Consider the following 17,170-nt stretch of genomic DNA (forward strand, 5'->3'; position numbering starts at 1 on the left):
GGGGCCCCCCCCCCCCCCCACGCCCATCGCGGTCCTGAGCCCGCCCGCGGTCCCCGCTGACGCCGCCACCGGTGCCGCCGCCGGGGAATCGACCGCCGGCCCGGTGGCCGTCGACCCGACCAGCGGCACGCTGCTGGCCAGCACCGATTTCGACATCGCCACCGACAGCTTCGCCTTCGCCAACTACGGCGACGAGCTCCGGGACGACGGCTCGGTCCGGCGCAACCTGGACCCGGCCCAGGTGTGGGCGCTCTACGGCGACGAGGTGTGCGCCCGCACCGAGCCCGACGGCAGCTGCGCGCTCGACGCGATCGCCGAGGTGACCATGGACATCCTCAACGGCTCGATGGACGGCGGCCACTGCTTCGGCATGGCCGCACTGGCCTGGCTGCTGCACAGCGGCCAGGTCGATCCGCGGACGTTGGGCGCGTCGTCGGCCAGTGGCATCCCGTCCGGCGCCCCGGTGGAAGCGCTCATCGCCCGGTACTTCGCGGCCCAGGCCGGCGACCCAACCACCTCGAGCAAGCGCACCCTGTCCGTGGCGGACACCATCAGGGCGCTGCAGGACGCGTGGAGCCGCGGGGACAACTTCGTCCTGGCCTTCTACGACGGCCCCGCGCACAACTCCGGTCACGGCGTCACGCCGATCGCGCTCCGCCAGCTGGACGACGGCCGCGTCGGCATCGTGCTGTACGACAACAACTTCCCGCAGCAGCAGACGATGATGGTGACGGACCCCGCCCGCGACACCTGGGAGTACACGACCAGGGCAGACCCCCGGGACTCGTCCTACCTGTTCGTCGGCTCCCCCGAGAACCGGCTCAACCTCTATCCGGTCGGGACCATCGCCGAGCAGCAGGTGTGCCCGGTCTGCCGGACCGTCGGTGACGACGACAGCGTGCTGGTGCTCATCAACGACCGATCCAACGGCAACGCGACCTGGGACCTCGAGGTGACGGACGCCTTCGGCGCCCCCATCGACGCGGTCGACAAGACCGACGCCCTCGACAACGCCAACTCGCAGCTCATCGCCGTCGACACGGCCGAGCCGGTCCGGATCAGGCTGTCCGAGGTCCCCGAGGGCCAGCGCGCCCAGCTGGACATCGCCGTGCTGAGTGACGGCTGGGTGGGCCGGGTCTCGGGCGCGGAGCTCGAGCACGACGAGCACGCGGTACTGCACGCGGACGCCGGCCGCGGGCGGCTGTCCTGGAACAGCTCCGACGCCGGGGCGCCCGTGGTGTCGGTGGCCGGCCAGCGGGGTGACGTGTCGGTCCGGACCGCCTTCACCGGCGTCGAACTGGACGCCGACGGCACCGTCACCGTCACCAGCGATCCGCGGACCGGCGCGGTCACCCTGACCACGGACGAGTCGCTGCCGTCGCAGCTCACCGTGGCGGCCAAGCGCACCGACGCCGACCGCGACGTCGTGGCCGCGACCGGCACACCGCTGTCCGTGGCCGGCGACGAGGGTGTGGTGGTGCACTGGGGCGACTGGTCGGGCGGTGGCCCGCTGCGGCTGGACCTGACCGCCCCGGACGGGTCGGTACGCGCCACGGTGGGCGTGCCCCTCGCCTGACCGCACCGGCTGCCCCACGAGACGCCGAACGGGCCGGCTCCCCGAGGGGGAACCGGCCCGTTCGCCGTTGCCGGCCTGGGATCAGCGGTAGTCGCGACCCAGGTCGTAGTCGTCCAGCGGCACCGCCGCACCCGAGGCGACCCCGAAGGTGTCGGCCCCGTAGTACGTGTCGTCGAACGCCGGCAGGGTGTACGCCGCCGCGCGTGCCTCCTCGGTGGGCTCCACCTGGATGTCGCGGTAGCGGGCGATGCCGGTCCCGGCCGGGATCAGCTTGCCGATGATCACGTTCTCCTTGAGGCCGACGAGCTTGTCGCTCTTGGCGTTGATCGCCGCGTCGGTGAGCACCCGGGTCGTCTCCTGGAAGGAGGCGGCCGACAGCCACGACTCCGTCGCCAGCGACGCCTTGGTGATGCCCATCAGCGCGGGACGACCGGCCGCCGCCTCGCCGCCCTCGGCCAGCACCCGCCGGTTCGCCGCCTCGAACTCCTTGCGCTCGATGACGGCACCCGGCAGGAACTCCGTGGAGCCGGAGTCGATGATCGTCACCCGGCGCAGCATCTGCCGGACGATGACCTCGATGTGCTTGTCGTGGATCGACACGCCCTGACTGCGGTACACCTCCTGGACCTCGCGGGTCAGGTGCAGCTGCACCTGACGCGGGCCCATGACGCGGAGCACCTCGTGCGGATCGGGGTTGCCCTCGAGGAGCTGCTGCCCGACCTCGACGTGGTCACCGTCCACCAGCAGCCGCTCGCTGCCGTCGACCGTGAGCGTCGCCAACCGCTGCGTCTTGGGCAGCTTGTCGTAGACGACCTCCTCGCTGCCGTCGTCCGGGGTGATGACGATCCGGAAGAACTTGTCGGTGTCCTCGATCCGGATGCGCCCGGCGGCGTCCGCGATGGGCGCCTTGCCCTTGGGCACGCGGGCCTCGAACAGCTCCTGCACACGCGGCAGACCCTGGGTGATGTCGGTCGAACCCGACGCCGCACCCGTGTGGAAGGTCCGCATGGTCAGCTGGGTACCCGGCTCACCGATGGACTGCGCCGCGACGATGCCCACCGCCTCGCCGACGTCGACCAGCTCACCGGTGGCCAGCGACCGGCCGTAGCAGACCGCGCAGGTACCGATGGCGGCCTCGCAGGTCAGCACGGACCGCGCCTTGACCATGGTGATCCCGGCGTCGAGGGCCTGCTGCACGTGCTCGTCACGCATGTCGGTGCCCGCGGGCAGCACCACGGTGCCGTCGGCGGCGACCACGTCGGAGGCCAGCGTGCGGCCGATGATCGAGGTCTCGATGTGCTCGTCGGGCCGCAGCTCGCCGGTGGTCTGATCCGCGTGGGCCAGCGGCAGCGCGACACCGCGCTCGGTGCCGCAGTCCGACTCGCGGACGATGACGTCCTGCGAGACGTCGACCAGACGACGGGTCAGGTAGCCCGACTCCGCCGTGCGCAGCGCGGTGTCGGCCAGACCCTTGCGGGCCGAGTGGGTGTTGATGAAGTACTCCAACACCGACAGACCCTCGCGGAACGAGGACCGGATGGGGCGCGGGATCTGCTGGCCCTTGGAGTTGGCCACCACGCCCTTCATGCCGGCCAGCGACCGGACCTGGATCCAGTTGCCCGCCGCACCGGCCGCCACCAGCGTGTAGACCGGGTTGTCCTTCGGGTACGCCGGCGGGATGGCCTCCTCGATCTCCTTGGTGGCCGCCTCCCAGATCTTCACCAGGTCGTCGTTGCGCTCCGCGTGCGACAGATTCCCGCGCTGGTACGCCCGCTCCACCCGGTCGGCCTGCTGCTCGTAGCGACCCAGGATCTCCTCCTTGGCCGCCGGGATGATGACGTCACCGATGGCGACGGTCATCCCCGAGCGGGTGGCCCAGTGGAAGCCGGCCTCCTTGAGCTTGTCCAGCGTCTGCGCCACGACCGACATCGGGTAGTGGTCGGCCAGGTGGTTCACGATCGCGGCCTGCCGCTTCTTGGGCAGCTCCTCGTTCACGAACGGGTACTCGGCCGGCAGCAGCTCGTTGAACAGCACGCGGCCCAGCGTGGTGTCGGCGATCCACGGCTGACCCGCCTCGTGGCCCTCCGGGAGCATCACGTCCGGACCCGGCAGCACCGTGCCGGGCAGCCGCACCTTGATCGGCGCACGCAGGTCCACCAGACCCGCGTCGTTGGCCATGATCGCCTCGGCCGACGACGAATAGACGCCACCGGCGCCCTTGGCCTCGGCGTCCAGACCGCACAGGTAGTACAGACCGGTGACCAGGTCCAGGGACGGCATGGCCAGCGGCCGGCCGGAGCCCGGGGACAGGATGTTGTTGCTCGACAGCATCAGCACCCGCGCCTCGGCCTGCGCCTCGGACGACAGCGGCACGTGCACGGCCATCTGGTCGCCGTCGAAGTCGGCGTTGAACGCGGCACACACCAGCGGGTGCAGCTGGATGGCCTTGCCCTCGACCAGCTGCGGCTCGAAGGCCTGGATGCCCAGGCGGTGCAGGGTGGGGGCGCGGTTCAGCAGCACCGGGTGCTGGGAGATGACCTCTTCGAGGACGTCCCACACCTGCGGCCGCTGCCGTTCCACCATCCGCTTGGCCGACTTGATGTTCTGCGCGTGGTTGAGGTCGACCAGCCGCTTCATGACGAACGGCTTGAACAGCTCGAGCGCCATCAGCTTGGGCAGACCGCACTGGTGCAGCTTGAGCTGCGGGCCGACCACGATGACCGAACGGCCCGAGTAGTCGACGCGCTTGCCGAGCAGGTTCTGACGGAACCGGCCCTGCTTGCCCTTGAGCAGATCGGACAGCGACTTCAGCGGGCGGTTGCCCGGGCCGGTCACCGGCCGGCCGCGGCGACCGTTGTCGAACAGCGCGTCGACGGCCTCCTGCAGCATGCGCTTCTCGTTGTTGACGATGATCTCGGGCGCGCCCAGGTCGATCAGTCGCTTCAACCGGTTGTTGCGGTTGATCACACGGCGGTACAGGTCGTTCAGGTCGGAGGTCGCGAAGCGGCCACCGTCCAGCTGCACCATCGGCCGCAGCTCCGGCGGGATCACCGGCACGCAGTCGAGCACCATGCCCAGCGGCGAGTTCTGCGTCATCTGGAACGCAGCGACCACCTTGAGTCGCTTGATGGCGCGGATCTTGCGCTGGCCCTTGCCGTTCTTGATCGTGTCGCGCAGCGACTCGGTCTCGGCCTCGATGTCGAAGTCGGCGATGATCTTCTGCAGCGCCTCGGCACCCATGCCACCGGTGAAGTAGTCACCGAAGCGGTCCTCGAGCTCGCGGTAGAGCACCTCGTCGATGATCAGCTGCCGCACGGCCAGCTTCTTGAAGGTGTCCATCACCTCGTCGAGCCGGTCCAGCTCGCGCTGCGCGCGGTCGCGGATCTGCCGCTGTTCGCGCTCGCCACCCTCGCGCACCTTGCGGCGCACGTCGGACTTGGCGCCCTCGGCCTCCAGCTCGGCCAGGTCGGCCTCGAGCTTCTTGGCCCGCGCGTCGATGTCGGCGTCGCGCTGGTTCTCGAGGTTCTTGCGCTCGACCGAGACCTCGGCCTCGATGGTCGGCAGGTCGTTGTGGCGCGCTTCGGTGTCGACCGACGTGATCAGGTACGCCGCGAAGTAGATGATCTTCTCGAGGTCCTTGGGGGCCAGGTCGAGCAGGTAGCCCAGCCGGCTCGGGACGCCCTTGAAGTACCAGATGTGGGTGACCGGGGCGGCCAGCTCGATGTGGCCCATCCGCTCACGACGCACCTTGGCCCGGGTCACCTCGACGCCGCAGCGCTCGCAGATGATGCCCTTGAACCGGACGCGCTTGTACTTGCCGCAGGCGCACTCCCAGTCCCGGGTGGGGCCGAAGATCTTCTCGCAGAAGAGCCCGTCCTTCTCCGGCTTGAGGGTGCGGTAGTTGATGGTCTCCGGCTTCTTGACCTCACCGTGCGACCAGGCGCGGATGTCGTCCGCGGTGGCGAGGCCGATGCGCAGCTCGTCGAAGAAGTTGACGTCGAGCACTTGATTCCCTGTCTGTCGGAACTGCAGGTGACCCGCAGGACGCCCGGGCTGGTGGACCGGGCCCCGGAGTCGGGGGCGAGGCGGGCGACCGGCCGCCGGAGTATCACTCCCCCGGCGGCCGGCTCCGCGTCAGATGACGCTGATCAGGAACGGAACAGTCGGTCCGCCGGTCAGTCGGCTGATCAATTCACCAGGTCGTCCACCGAGGCGGACTCGTTGCGCGAGAGGTTGATGCCCAGGTTGGCGGCGGCCCGCTCGAGGTCGTCGTCGTCCTGGTCGCGCATCTCGATGGTCTGGCCGTCGCTGGAGAGGACCTCCACGTTCAGGCACAGCGCCTGGAGCTCCTTCAGCAACACCTTGAAGGACTCCGGGATGCCCGGCTCGGGGATGTTCTCGCCCTTGACGATCGCCTCGTAGACCTTGACCCGGCCGACGATGTCGTCCGACTTGATGGTCAGCAGCTCCTGCAGTGTGTAGGCGGCGCCGTAGGCCTGCATGGCCCAGCACTCCATCTCACCGAAGCGCTGACCACCGAACTGCGCCTTCCCGCCCAGCGGCTGCTGCGTGATCATCGAGTACGGGCCGGTCGACCGGGCGTGGATCTTGTCGTCGACCAGGTGCAGCAGCTTGATGATGTACATGTAGCCGACGGCCACCGGGTACGGGAACGGCTCACCGGTGCGGCCGTCGAACAGCGTGGCCTTGCCGTCCTCGGCGACCAGCCGGTCGCCGTCCCGGGTCGGGGTGGTCGAGCCGAGCAGACCGGTGATCTCGTCCTCGGAGGCACCGGAGAAGACCGGGGTCGCCGTCTTGGTCCACGCCGGGGCGGACCGGATGGTCTCGTCCAGGTGGCTGGCCCAGTCCGGATCACCGTTGATCGACCAGCCCTGCGCGGCCACCCACCCGAGGTGGGTCTCCAGCACCTGGCCGATGTTCATCCGTCGCGGCACACCGTGCGGGTTCAGGATGATGTCGACCGGGGTGCCGTCCGCCAGGAACGGCATGTCCTCGGCCGGCAGGATCTTGCCGATGACGCCCTTGTTGCCGTGGCGGCCGGCGAGCTTGTCGCCGTCCTGGATCTTGCGCTTCTGGGCCACGTAGACGCGGACCAGCTCGTTGACCCCCGGCGGCAGCTCGGCGCCCTCGTCGTCCCGGTGGAAGACCCGGATGCCGATGACCTTGCCGGTCTCGCCGTGCGGCACCTTCAGGGAGGTGTCGCGGACCTCACGGGCCTTCTCGCCGAAGATCGCGCGCAGCAGCCGCTCCTCCGGGGTCAGCTCGGTCTCGCCCTTGGGCGTGACCTTGCCGACCAGGATGTCGCCGTCCTGCACCTCGGCGCCGATGCGGATGATCCCGCGCTCGTCGAGGTCGGCCAGCACGTCCTCGGAGACGTTCGGGATGTCCCGGGTGATCTCCTCCGGCCCCAGCTTGGTGTCGCGCGCATCGATCTCGTGCTCCTCGATGTGGATCGAGGTCAGCACGTCGTCCTGGACGATGCGCTGCGAGAGGATGATCGCGTCCTCGTAGTTGTGGCCCTCCCACGGCATGATCGCCAGCAGCAGGTTCTTGCCCAGCGCCATCTCGCCGCCGTCGGTGCAGGGGCCGTCGGCGATGACCTGCCCGGCCTCGACCCGCGCGCCCTCGTCGACGATCGGCTTCTGGTTGAAGCTGGTGCCCTGGTTGCTGCGACGGAACTTGTGCAGCCGGTAGGTGCGGTGGGTGCCGTCGTCGGCCATCACCGAGATGTAGTCAGCGGTGACCTCCTCGACCACGCCGGCCTTCTCGGCCAGCACCACGTCACCGGCGTCCTTGGCCGCGCGGGCCTCCATGCCGGTCCCGACCAGCGGAGCCTCGCTGCGCAGCAGCGGCACCGACTGGCGCTGCATGTTCGCGCCCATCAGGGCACGGTTGGCCTCGTCGTGCTCGAGGAACGGGATCATGGCCGTCGCGACCGACACGGTCTGCCGCGGCGACACGTCCATGTACTCGACCTCGGACGGGTCGACCTGGTCGACCTCGCCACCGGCACCCTTGGTGCGGACCAGCACGCGCGACTCGACGAGCCGGCCCTCGGCGTCCAGCCGGGCGTTGGCCTGGGCGACGACGAAGCGGTCCTCCTCGTCGGCGGTCAGGTAGTCGATCTGGTCGGTCACGACACCGTCGACGACCTTGCGGTACGGGGTCTCGATGAAGCCGAACGGGTTCACCCGGGCGAACGTGGCCAGCGAGCCGATGAGACCGATGTTCGGGCCCTCAGGCGTCTCGATCGGGCACATGCGGCCGTAGTGCGACGGGTGCACGTCGCGGACCTCGAGCGAGGCGCGGTCACGGGACAGACCCCCCGGGCCCAGCGCCGACAGGCGGCGCTTGTGGGTCAGGCCGGCCAGCGGGTTCGTCTGGTCCATGAACTGGGACAGCTGGCTGGTACCGAAGAACTCCTTGATGGAGGCGACGACCGGCCGGATGTTGATCAGGGTCTGCGGCGTGATCGCCTCGACGTCCTGGGTGGTCATCCGCTCGCGGACGACCCGCTCCATCCGGGACAGGCCGACCCGGATCTGGTTCTGGATCAGCTCGCCCACGGTGCGCAGCCGGCGGTTGCCGAAGTGGTCGATGTCATCGGTCTCGACGGGCAGGGTGATGGTGTCGCCCGCGGTGCTCGTCCTGGTCCATTCCTCCTGGCCCTCGTGCAGGCGCAGCAGGTACTCGACCGTGGACAGCAGGTCGTCCTCGGTCAGGGTGCCGGTGCCGGTCGGGGCGGTGACACCCAGCTTCTTGTTGACCTTGTACCGGCCGACCTTGGCCAGGTCGTAGCGCTTGTCCTTGAAGAACAGGTTCTCCAGCAGGGCCTGGGCGCTCTCCCGCGTCGGCGGCTCGCCCGGGCGCAGCTTGCGGTAGATGTCCAGCAGCGCCTCGTCGGTGCCGGCGATGTGGTCCTTCTCCAGGGTGGCCAGCAGCACCGGCGACCACTCGAAGTGGGAGCGGATGCGCTCGGCGTCCCAGCCCAGCGCCTTCAGCAGCACGGTGACCGGCTGGCGCCGCTTGCGGTCGATGCGCACGCCGATGGTGTCGCGCTTGTCGATGTCGAACTCGAGCCAGGCGCCCCGGGACGGGATGACGCGGACGGAGTAGACGTCCTTGCCCGCGGTCTTGTCGAGGGTGCGGTCGAAGTAGACGCCGGGCGAGCGGACCAGCTGCGAGACGACCACGCGCTCGGTGCCGTTGATGATGAACGTGCCCTTGGACGTCATCATCGGGAAGTCACCCATGAAGACGGTCTGCGACTTGATCTCACCGGTGTCGCCGTTGACGAACTCGGCCGTCACGAACAGCGGCGCCGAGTAGGTCATGTCCTTGTCCCGGCACTCCTCCTCGGTCGCCTTGACCTCGTCGAAGCGGGGATCGGAGAAGGACAGCGACAGGTCGCCGGAGAAGTCCTCGATCGGGGAGATCTCATCGAGGATCTCGTCGAGCCCGCTCGGGGTGGGCTCGGACTGCCGGTTGCGCCAAGCCGGGCCGCCGACCAGCCAGTCGAAGGACTCGGTCTGTAGGGCCAGCAGGTTGGGGACCTCCAGCGGCTCGCGGAGCTTCGCGAACGACACACGCGGCGACACTGAGGAGGCCTGGGAGTTCTGGGGCGCGGTGACTGCCAAGATTCGTCCTTTCGAGGACTGCACTGTCGAAACACTGTGGGTGCACGAGCGCTGACCCTCCAGGGAGGGGACCCGGTCGCCGCTGGCTCGTCGGCTCCGCCCGGGTCCGGCTGACACCGGACCCGTTCGTGGAACGAGCAACAGGAAAAGGGCAGCGCAAACACGCAGCCTAGCAGAGGACGGGCACGTCTGACCAGACGTGCCCTCCGACGAACTGAAATCCTCCGGGGAACGGTCACCCGGACGGGACATCCAGTGCGGTACAGAAGGACGCGGCCCGCAATATGACCGACGTCGTGGCCATAGCCTGGCTGCCGCGACGGCGTTCGTCAAGCCGACCGGCCGGAACCGGGACTGCTGCTCCACCGCGGGGCCGGGCCGCGGGTCGACCGCCGGACCGTCGCAGGTCAGCCGTGGTGCACGACCTCGAGGTTGTTGCCGTCCAGGTCGCGGAAGAACACCGCGTAGTAGCCGGGGTGGTACTCCGGCCACTCCCGCGGCGGGTGCAGGATCTCGACGCCCGCGCCCAGTGCGGCACCGTGCACGGCGTCCACCGCGGCCCGGTCCCGGGCGGTCAGGGCCAGGTGCGTCTCGCGTCCGGCCGGTGGCCCGCCGTCGGGCCCGGGCACCACCCCGCTCAACCAGAGCGGGACCTCCTGCCCGCCGTCCGGCCCGAACGCCACCACCGGCCCGCCCGGGGTCGGGATGCGGCGTTGCTCGGCGATGCCCAGCGGGGCCAGCACGGTGCCCAGCAACCGGGCCGACGCCTCGACGTCGGCCACCTGCAGTCCCAGATGATCGATCATGCGCCGGACGCTAGCGCGGGCCACCGACCGCCGCCCGACGACCCGGCATCCACCGCCCGGAGACGCCGCAGGGGCGGGCCGGACCGGTTGGTCCGACCCGCCCCTGCGGACGGCACACTGCGGTGGCGCACCCCCGGCTCAGGCCGGGGACGACATCACTTGACGGTGGCCTTGGCGCCGGCCTCTTCCAGCTTCGCCTTGGCGGCCTCGGCGGCCTCCTTGGGGGCCTTCTCCAGGATGGCCTTGGGAGCGGCGTCGACCAGGTCCTTGGCCTCCTTCAGGCCCAGGCCGGAGACGATCTCGCGGACGGCCTTGATGACCTGGACCTTCTTGTCGCCGGCGGCCTCGAGGATGACGTCGAACTCGTCCTGCTCCTCGGCGGCCTCGGCCGGAGCGGCACCGGTGGCACCCGGGGCGGCCGCGACGGCGACCGGAGCCGCGGCGGTGACGCCGAAGGTCTCCTCGAACTGCTTCACGAACTCGGAGAGCTCGATGAGGGTGAGCTCCTTGAAGGCGTCGAGCAGCTCGTCGGTGGTCAGCTTCGCCATGATGGGCGTCCTTTCAACATGCGGGGTTCCCCGCGCTCCCGGCATCCGGGAGATCGGTGGTCTTCAGTGGTCCGGCCGGGTCCGGCCGGGGGTCCGCAGCACGAGCGGCTGCGGGGCGGGATCAGGCCTGCTCGGCCGTCTCCGAGGTCGCGTCGGCGGCGGCAGCGGCGACAGCGTCGGCCGGGCCCCCCGCCGGGGCACCGGCGGCCTGCTTCTCCTGCAGGGCCGCGACCAGCTGTGCCGCCTTGGAGGGCAGCGCGTTCAGGACGACCGCAGCCTTGGTGAGCGTGCCCAGCATGGCGCCGGCCAGCTTGCCCAGCAGGACCTCGCGGGACTCGAGGTCGGCCAGCTTGGTGACCTCGGTGGCGTCCAGCGGCTTGCCCTCGAGCAGGCCGCCCTTGATCACCAGGGTCGGGTTGGCCCGGGCGAAGTCGCGCAGCGCCTTGGCCGCGTCGACCGGCTCGCCCTTGATGAAGGCCACCGCGGTCGGACCGGTGAACAGGTCGTCGATCCCGGTGACGCCGGCCTCGGCGGCCGCGCGCTTGACCAGGGTGTTCTTGGCCACGGTGTACGAGGTGTCGGCACCCAGCGACCGGCGCAGCTCGGTGAGCTGCGACATGGTCAGACCGCGGTACTCGGTCACCACCGCCGCATTCGCGCTGCGGAACTGATCGGTGATCTCCGCAACCGTGGCGACCTTGTCGGCGTTCGCCATGTCGCCTCCTTTCGTCACCGGCCCGGGGTCGGGCCGGTGTTCACGTCGACCGACGGCACCACCGGTGCGGTGCCGTCGGGACCACCATCAGGACCCGGGCCGGGAGACGACGAACGCCCCGGCCGGCAGTCGGCACGGGGCGTGATCAGGCTGGCGCCTGGTTGACCTCGTCCTCCTGCGTGGGCTGCCCGGGGATCCCGGGACCTTCGTCCGCGCACGCGGAAGCCGACGGTCTTCGGTGGAACCAGATCACTGTACCAGAGCGTCCTCCCCGGAACGACCTCAGGCCCTCCCGCACGTGGCAGGAGGGCCCGAGGGCGCAGATCAGGTGGGTCAGGCGGGGACGTTCTCGTCGGCGCCCAGCAGGTTGCGGGTGACCGCCGGGTCGACCGGGATGCCCGGGCCCATGGTGGTCGAGAACGCGACCTTCTTCAGGTACCGGCCCTTGGCCGCGGACGGCTTGGACCGCAGCACCTCGTCCAGCGCGGCGGCGTAGTTCTCGACCAACTTCTCGGTCGGGAAGGACACCTTGCCGATGACCAGGTGCAGGTTGGCGGCCTTGTCGACGCGGAAGTTGATCTTGCCACCCTTGATGTCGGCCACGGCCTTGGCCACGTCCGCCGTCACGGTGCCGGTCTTGGGGTTCGGCATCAGACCGCGGGGGCCCAGCACCCGCGCGATCCGACCGACCTTGGCCATCTGGTCCGGCGTGGCGATCGCCGCGTCGAAGTCCAGCCAGCCGCCCTGGATCCGGGCGATCAGCTCGTCCGAGCCGACCGCGTCCGCGCCGGCCGCCTCGGCCTCGGCGGCCTTGTCGCCGACCGCGAAGACGATGACGCGGGCGGTCTTGCCGGTGCCGTGCGGCAGGTTGACGGTGCCACGGACCATCTGATCCGCCTTGCGGGGGTCGACACCCAACACCATGGCCACCTCGACGGTGGCGTCCATCTTGGTGGCCGAGGTCTGCTTGGCCAGCTCCGCCGCCTCCAGCGGGCTGTACAGGTTGGTGCGGTCGACCAGTTCAGAAGCCTTGCGGTAGGCCTTGCTGCGCTTCATGCGTTCACTCCAGGAAGTCGGTACGGGAGGGCGTGGTGTGACGGGCCAGCGCCTGGCCCTTCCACGGTGGTGCGGTGGTGCCTGACCGGTCGGGTCAGTCGGTGACCGTGATGCCCATCGAGCGGGCGGTGCCGGCGATGATCTTGGCCGCGGCCTCGACGTCGTTGGCGTTCAGGTCGACCTGCTTGAGGGTGGCGATCTCCCGGATCTGGGCCGCGCTCACCGACGCCACCTTGGTGGTGTGCGGGGTGGCCGAGCCCTTGTCCACACCGGCGGCCTTGAGCAGCAGGCGGGCCGCCGGCGGGGTCTTCAACTTGAAGTCGAAGGACCGGTCCTCGTACACGGAGATCTCGACCGGTACCACGTCACCGCGCTGTGACTCGGTCGCGGCGTTGTAGGCCTTGCAGAACTCCATGATGTTCACGCCGTGCTGACCCAGGGCGGGGCCGACCGGCGGAGCCGGGTTCGCCATCCCGGCCTTGATCTGCAGCTTGATGATCGCTGCGAGCTTCTTCTTCTTCGGGGGCATGTCTTCTTCCTTGCTGGGCGGGTGGTGCACCGGGCCGGCGCGCGGCCCGGCGGTGCCGGCCAGAGGCGACCGGCAGGTCTGGATCAGATCTTGGCGACCTGGTTGAACGACAGCTCGACGGGCGTCTCGCGGCCGAAGATCGACACGAGCACCTTGAGCTTCTGGGCGTCCGCGTTGACCTCGTTGATCGTCGCCGGCAGCGTCGCGAACGGGCCGTCCATGACGGTGACCGACTCGCCCACCGAGAAGTCGACCTCGGTGCGGGTGGCGGTGGCGGTGCCACCGGAGGCGGCGGCCGTTCCGGCGCCGGCCTTCTTCTGCGGCGCGGGCGCGAGGATCTTCACGACGTCGTCGAGGCTCAGCGGCGACGGACGCTGGGCGGTCGCACCCACGAACCCGGTCACCCCCGGGGTGTTGCGCACCGCGCTCCAGGACGCGTCGGTGAGGTCCATCCGGACCAGGATGTAGCCCGGGTACACCTTGCGCTGGACCTGCTTGCGCTGGCCGTTCTTGATCTCGGTGACCTCCTCGGTGGGCACCTCGATCTGGAAGATGTGCTCCTCCATCTGGAGCGACCGGATGCGGGTCTCCAGGTTGGTCTTCACCTTGTTCTCGTACCCGGCGTACGAGTGCACGACGTACCAGTCGCCGTCGGCCCGCTTCAGCGCGGCCCGCAGCTCCGCGGCCGGGTCGACGTCCTCGGCCGGCGCATCGGGCTGGTCACCGGCCTGGTCGTCGGCCTGGTCGTCCGCAACGGCCTCGGCGGTGGCGAACTCGGGATCGGTCTCCTCGCCGTTCGCGACGTCGTCGGTGCCGAAGACGTCACCCCCGGCGTCCGCGTCGGTGGCCAGCCGCTCGCCGGCCGGCGTGCTGTCGTCGGCCGAGGCCAGCGTCCCGTCGGCGGCGTCCAGCACGCCGTCACGCTCGGTGTCGGCGTCGGGGCGGTCGTCCGCGGGCGCCTCGGCGGCCTCCGCCTCCAGGTCGCCCAGCTGGGCGTCCCGCAGGTCGGCAGCATCCGCCGCGTCGGACGACCGCTCGTCGGTGCGGTCGTCCGGGTGGTCGGCGTAGGTCGACACGTTCAGCTCGCTTCCTGGTGGTTCGAGAACTACGACTGGAATGGCGGCCGGACCCGGCCGGTCCGGCCGTGGCGGTCTGGTGGCACGACCGTCCGCGAGGCCCGGAGCGTCCGGGCCGATCAGGGACAACGCTCGTCCCCTCCCGGCTGTTCCGCCGCGACCGGGCCGATGGCGTCGCTCAGGGAGACGGGCGGGTCATCCGAACACCGCCAGGGCACCCTGGGCGAACAGCACGTCGAGCCCGTACACCAGGGCGACCATGAAGACGACGAACACGATGACCACGATGGTGTAGGTGACCATCTGGTTGCGGTTCGGCCAGATGACCTTGCGCAACTCGGCGACGACCTCGCGGAGATACCGACCCAGTCGGGCGAACACGTTGGGCCGCTCGCCCGCGGACGCCGCCCGGGAGCGCCCGGACTCGGCCCGCCGGGCCGGGGCCGACTCGGCGCCGGCCGGTGTCGCACCGCCGGCGGAACGACGAGCGGCCGCCCGGGCGGAGCCGGCGGTCGCGCCGACGACCTCGCCGGAGTCGGCCGAGCCGGCACCGGACGACGTCGCGTCGTCGTCGTGCTCGGATTCCTTGCTCACGCCTCGTCCTCACCTGTCGAGAAGGTGCCGGCCCGCTTCCACCGACCCATGGAGGGACCGTCCGCGACCGGCGCACCGGCCCCGGACGGCCCGGGATCGGTGTGTTGCAGGGGCGACAGGACTTGAACCTGCAACCTGCGGTTTTGGAGACCGCTGCTCTGCCAGTTGAGCTACGCCCCTCTGTCCCGTCCCGCGGACACCGGTCTGCTCCGCGACACGTCAGGGATGTGCTCGGACGGACCTGCAACCGGCAGCAGGCACGCTCGCGCACACCCCAGGAGCATGAGTGTAGTGCATCCGGTCGCCGCGCCGGACGCCCGCGGATCCACCGCCGGTGGCGGCCGACCGGCACCACCGTGCCACGATGACCCCATGAGCTCCGCACCGTCCGGCACGGCCCCCACCTCGTCTGCTTCGACGCCTGGTCCGAGCGATCGTCCCCGCCGTCGCGTCTCCGCCCGCATCGGCGGGATCGGCGAGTCGGCGACGCTCGCCGTGGACGCCAAGGCCAAGGCCCTCAAGGCCGCCGGCGTGCCGGTGATCGGGTTCGGGGCCGGCGAGCCCGACTTCCCCACCCCGGAGCCGATCGTGCAGGCTGCCATCGCGGCCGCCGCGGACCCGGTCAACCACCGCTACACCCCCGCCGCCGGCCTCCCCGTGCTGCGGGAGGCGGTCGCGGCCAAGACCGCCCGGGACTCCGGCTGGGCAGTGTCGGCCGGACAGGTGCTCATCACCAACGGCGGCAAGCAGGCGGTCTACCAGGCGTTCGCCACCCTGCTCGACCCGGGCGACGAGGTGATCCTGCCGGCGCCGTACTGGACCACCTACCCGGAGGCCATCGCGCTGGCCGGCGGCGAGACGGTGGTGGTGCCGACCGACGAGACCAGCGGCTACCGCGCGACGGTGGAGCAGCTCGAGGCGGTCCGCACCCCGCGCACCAAGGCGCTGCTGTTCTGCTCCCCGTCCAACCCGACCGGTGCGGTCTACCCGCCAGAGGAGGTCGAGGCGATCGGGCGCTGGGCGCTCGAGCACGGCGTCTGGGTCATCACCGACGAGATCTACGAGCACCTGGTCTACGGCGACGCCCGGTTCAGTTCCATGCCGGTGGTGGTGCCCGAACTGGCCGACATCTGCGTGGTGCTCAACGGCGTGGCCAAGACCTACGCCATGACGGGCTGGCGGGTCGGCTGGATGATCGGCCCGTCCGACGTCATCACGGCGGCCACCAACCTGCAGTCCCACCTGTCGTCCAACGTCTGCAACGTGGCGCAGCGGGCGGCGCTGGCCGCGGTCACCGGCCCACTGGACGCCGTTGCCGAGATGCGCGCCGCGTTCGACCGGCGCCGGCGGCGCATGGTGGAGCTGCTGTCGGCCATCCCGGGGGTGTCCTGCCCGGAGCCGGAGGGGGCGTTCTACGTCTACCCCAGCGTGCAGGCACTGCTCGGGAAGTCCTTCGACGGCGTCCGCCCGGAAACCTCGGCCGAGCTGGCCGCGCTGGTGCTGGACCGGGCGCAGGTGGCCGTGGTGCCCGGCGAGGCCTTCGGCACGCCGGGCTACTTCCGGCTGTCCTACGCCCTCGGTGACGCCGACCTGGAGACCGGGGTCGGCCGGCTGGCCGAGTTCCTGCGCAGCGCGCAGGACTGACGGCGGTCGCCGGCCGGACCGGTCGAGCGTCCGGGTCGTCGTCAGTCGAGTGCCACGACGGCGCGGCACCGGCTGAGCACCGTCTGTCCGCCGCTCCGGGCGGTTACGTCCACCCGGACGGTGCGGGCCTGCTCGTCGACCGCGGCGATCACCGCGGTCAGCTCCAGCTCCACGCCGTCCTCGTCGTCGGGCACGACGACCGGACGGGTGAACCGGCTCTCCAGGCTGCGGACCGCCGCAGGGCCGCCCGCCCAGTCACTGACGATGCGACCGGCCTGAGCCATGGTGAGCATGCCGTGGGCGATGACGTCGGGCAGTCCGACCTGCTGCGCGACGCGCCTGCTCCAGTGGATCGGGTTGAAGTCACCCGAGGCGCCGGCGTAGCGGACCAGCTGGGCCCGGGTGATCCGCACGGTGAGGGCGGGCAGCTGGTCGCCCACCGCGACGGTGCCGAACTGTGGCGTGCCGGTCATGACGCCGCCCGCGCGACCAGGCCGGTGACCGCGGTGCACACCGGATGGCCGGCGGCGTCCCGCACCTCGGTGGTCACCGTGAGCACGTCGTTGCCGGCCAGCTGCTGGATGCCGGTGACGGTGGGCTCGCAGCGCAGCCGGTCGCCCACGCGCATCGGCCGATGGTGGTCGAACCGCTGGTCGCGGTGCACCACCCGGCTGAAGTCCAGCCCGAGATCGGCGTCGAAGAAGACCGACTCCTGCGCACCGGCCACCACAGCGACGGCGAAGGTGGGCGGCACCGCGGCGGTGGCCGGGTCGGTCGGGCGTCCGGCGCCGATGGCCTCGAGGAACTCGGCCACCTTCTCGCCGCCCACCGTGTAGGTGGTCGCCGGCCAGGTGTGACCGAGCATCGACTGGTTCAACGACACGGCTCCCGCTCCCCCATCTGACTGCTCGGCACCGGCCCGGAAACGAGTCGACCGCCCGCACTGCGGGGGCAGCGTCGGGCGGTCG

The 17,170-nt window shown here is 70.6% G+C and carries 13 protein-coding genes and 1 tRNA gene; 2 read left to right on the plus strand and 12 right to left on the minus strand.

What is annotated here, in order from left to right:
* Positions 1-1,576 (plus strand): hypothetical protein (locus JL106_RS02830; protein ID WP_205259184.1); only part of this gene is annotated, 1,576 nt, incomplete at its 5' end.
* Positions 1,577-1,657: 81 nt separating this feature from the next.
* Here the strand turns inward: JL106_RS02830 and JL106_RS02835 are convergent.
* The 10 genes from JL106_RS02835 to JL106_RS02880 form a co-directional block, all read right to left on the minus strand.
* Positions 1,658-5,581, minus strand: coding sequence for a DNA-directed RNA polymerase subunit beta' (locus JL106_RS02835; RefSeq protein ID WP_205259185.1), 3,924 nt, complete (start codon positions 5,579-5,581; stop codon positions 1,658-1,660).
* Between the two features lie 182 nt (positions 5,582-5,763).
* Complete coding sequence (gene rpoB, locus JL106_RS02840) at positions 5,764-9,237, minus strand: DNA-directed RNA polymerase subunit beta (protein ID WP_205259392.1); 3,474 nt, start codon at positions 9,235-9,237, stop codon at positions 5,764-5,766.
* Between the two features lie 404 nt (positions 9,238-9,641).
* The gene (locus tag JL106_RS02845; RefSeq protein ID WP_205259186.1) at positions 9,642-10,040 is read right to left on the minus strand and encodes a VOC family protein; all 399 of its coding nucleotides are present in this window, start codon (positions 10,038-10,040) and stop codon (positions 9,642-9,644) included.
* 155 nt (positions 10,041-10,195) lie between these two features.
* Positions 10,196-10,588 carry a 50S ribosomal protein L7/L12 gene (gene rplL / locus JL106_RS02850; protein ID WP_205259187.1) on the minus strand — a complete coding sequence of 131 codons (393 nt, stop codon included), beginning with the start codon at positions 10,586-10,588 and terminating at the stop codon, positions 10,196-10,198.
* A gap of 121 nt (positions 10,589-10,709) precedes the next feature.
* Positions 10,710-11,303 carry a 50S ribosomal protein L10 gene (gene rplJ, locus JL106_RS02855; protein WP_205259188.1) on the minus strand — a complete coding sequence of 198 codons (594 nt, stop codon included), beginning with the start codon at positions 11,301-11,303 and terminating at the stop codon, positions 10,710-10,712.
* 333 nt (positions 11,304-11,636) lie between these two features.
* On the minus strand, positions 11,637-12,359 hold the full coding sequence (rplA, locus tag JL106_RS02860; RefSeq protein WP_205259189.1) for a 50S ribosomal protein L1: 723 nt from the start codon (positions 12,357-12,359) through the stop codon (positions 11,637-11,639).
* A gap of 94 nt (positions 12,360-12,453) precedes the next feature.
* Positions 12,454-12,888 (minus strand): 50S ribosomal protein L11, encoded by a 435-nt coding sequence (gene rplK / locus JL106_RS02865; protein ID WP_205259190.1) that lies wholly within the window; start codon positions 12,886-12,888, stop codon positions 12,454-12,456.
* A gap of 83 nt (positions 12,889-12,971) precedes the next feature.
* Positions 12,972-13,877 carry a transcription termination/antitermination protein NusG gene (nusG, locus tag JL106_RS22345; RefSeq protein WP_407940078.1) on the minus strand — a complete coding sequence of 302 codons (906 nt, stop codon included), beginning with the start codon at positions 13,875-13,877 and terminating at the stop codon, positions 12,972-12,974.
* A gap of 282 nt (positions 13,878-14,159) precedes the next feature.
* Entirely contained in the window at positions 14,160-14,558 is a 399-nt protein-coding gene (secE, locus tag JL106_RS21900; protein WP_205259191.1) for a preprotein translocase subunit SecE, read from the minus strand.
* A 107-nt stretch (positions 14,559-14,665) separates the two neighbouring features.
* A tRNA-Trp gene (locus tag JL106_RS02880) sits at positions 14,666-14,738 on the minus strand.
* Positions 14,739-14,930: 192 nt separating this feature from the next.
* Here JL106_RS02880 and JL106_RS02885 point away from each other — a divergent pair.
* A complete protein-coding gene (locus JL106_RS02885) occupies positions 14,931-16,202 on the plus strand; it encodes a pyridoxal phosphate-dependent aminotransferase (RefSeq protein WP_205259192.1) in 1,272 nt (423 codons plus the stop codon).
* Positions 16,203-16,243: 41 nt separating this feature from the next.
* Here JL106_RS02885 and JL106_RS02890 read toward each other — a convergent pair whose 3' ends face one another.
* On the minus strand, positions 16,244-16,675 hold the full coding sequence (locus JL106_RS02890) for a MaoC family dehydratase (RefSeq protein ID WP_205259193.1): 432 nt from the start codon (positions 16,673-16,675) through the stop codon (positions 16,244-16,246).
* Positions 16,672-17,085, minus strand: coding sequence for an FAS1-like dehydratase domain-containing protein (locus JL106_RS02895; RefSeq protein ID WP_205259194.1), 414 nt, complete (start codon positions 17,083-17,085; stop codon positions 16,672-16,674). Before JL106_RS02895 ends, JL106_RS02890 begins: the two co-directional genes overlap by 4 nt.
* Positions 17,086-17,170 lie beyond the last annotated feature (85 nt).

This window comes from Nakamurella leprariae (genome assembly GCF_016918035.1).
GTDB classification, from domain to species: Bacteria; Actinomycetota; Actinomycetes; order Mycobacteriales; family Nakamurellaceae; genus Nakamurella; species Nakamurella leprariae.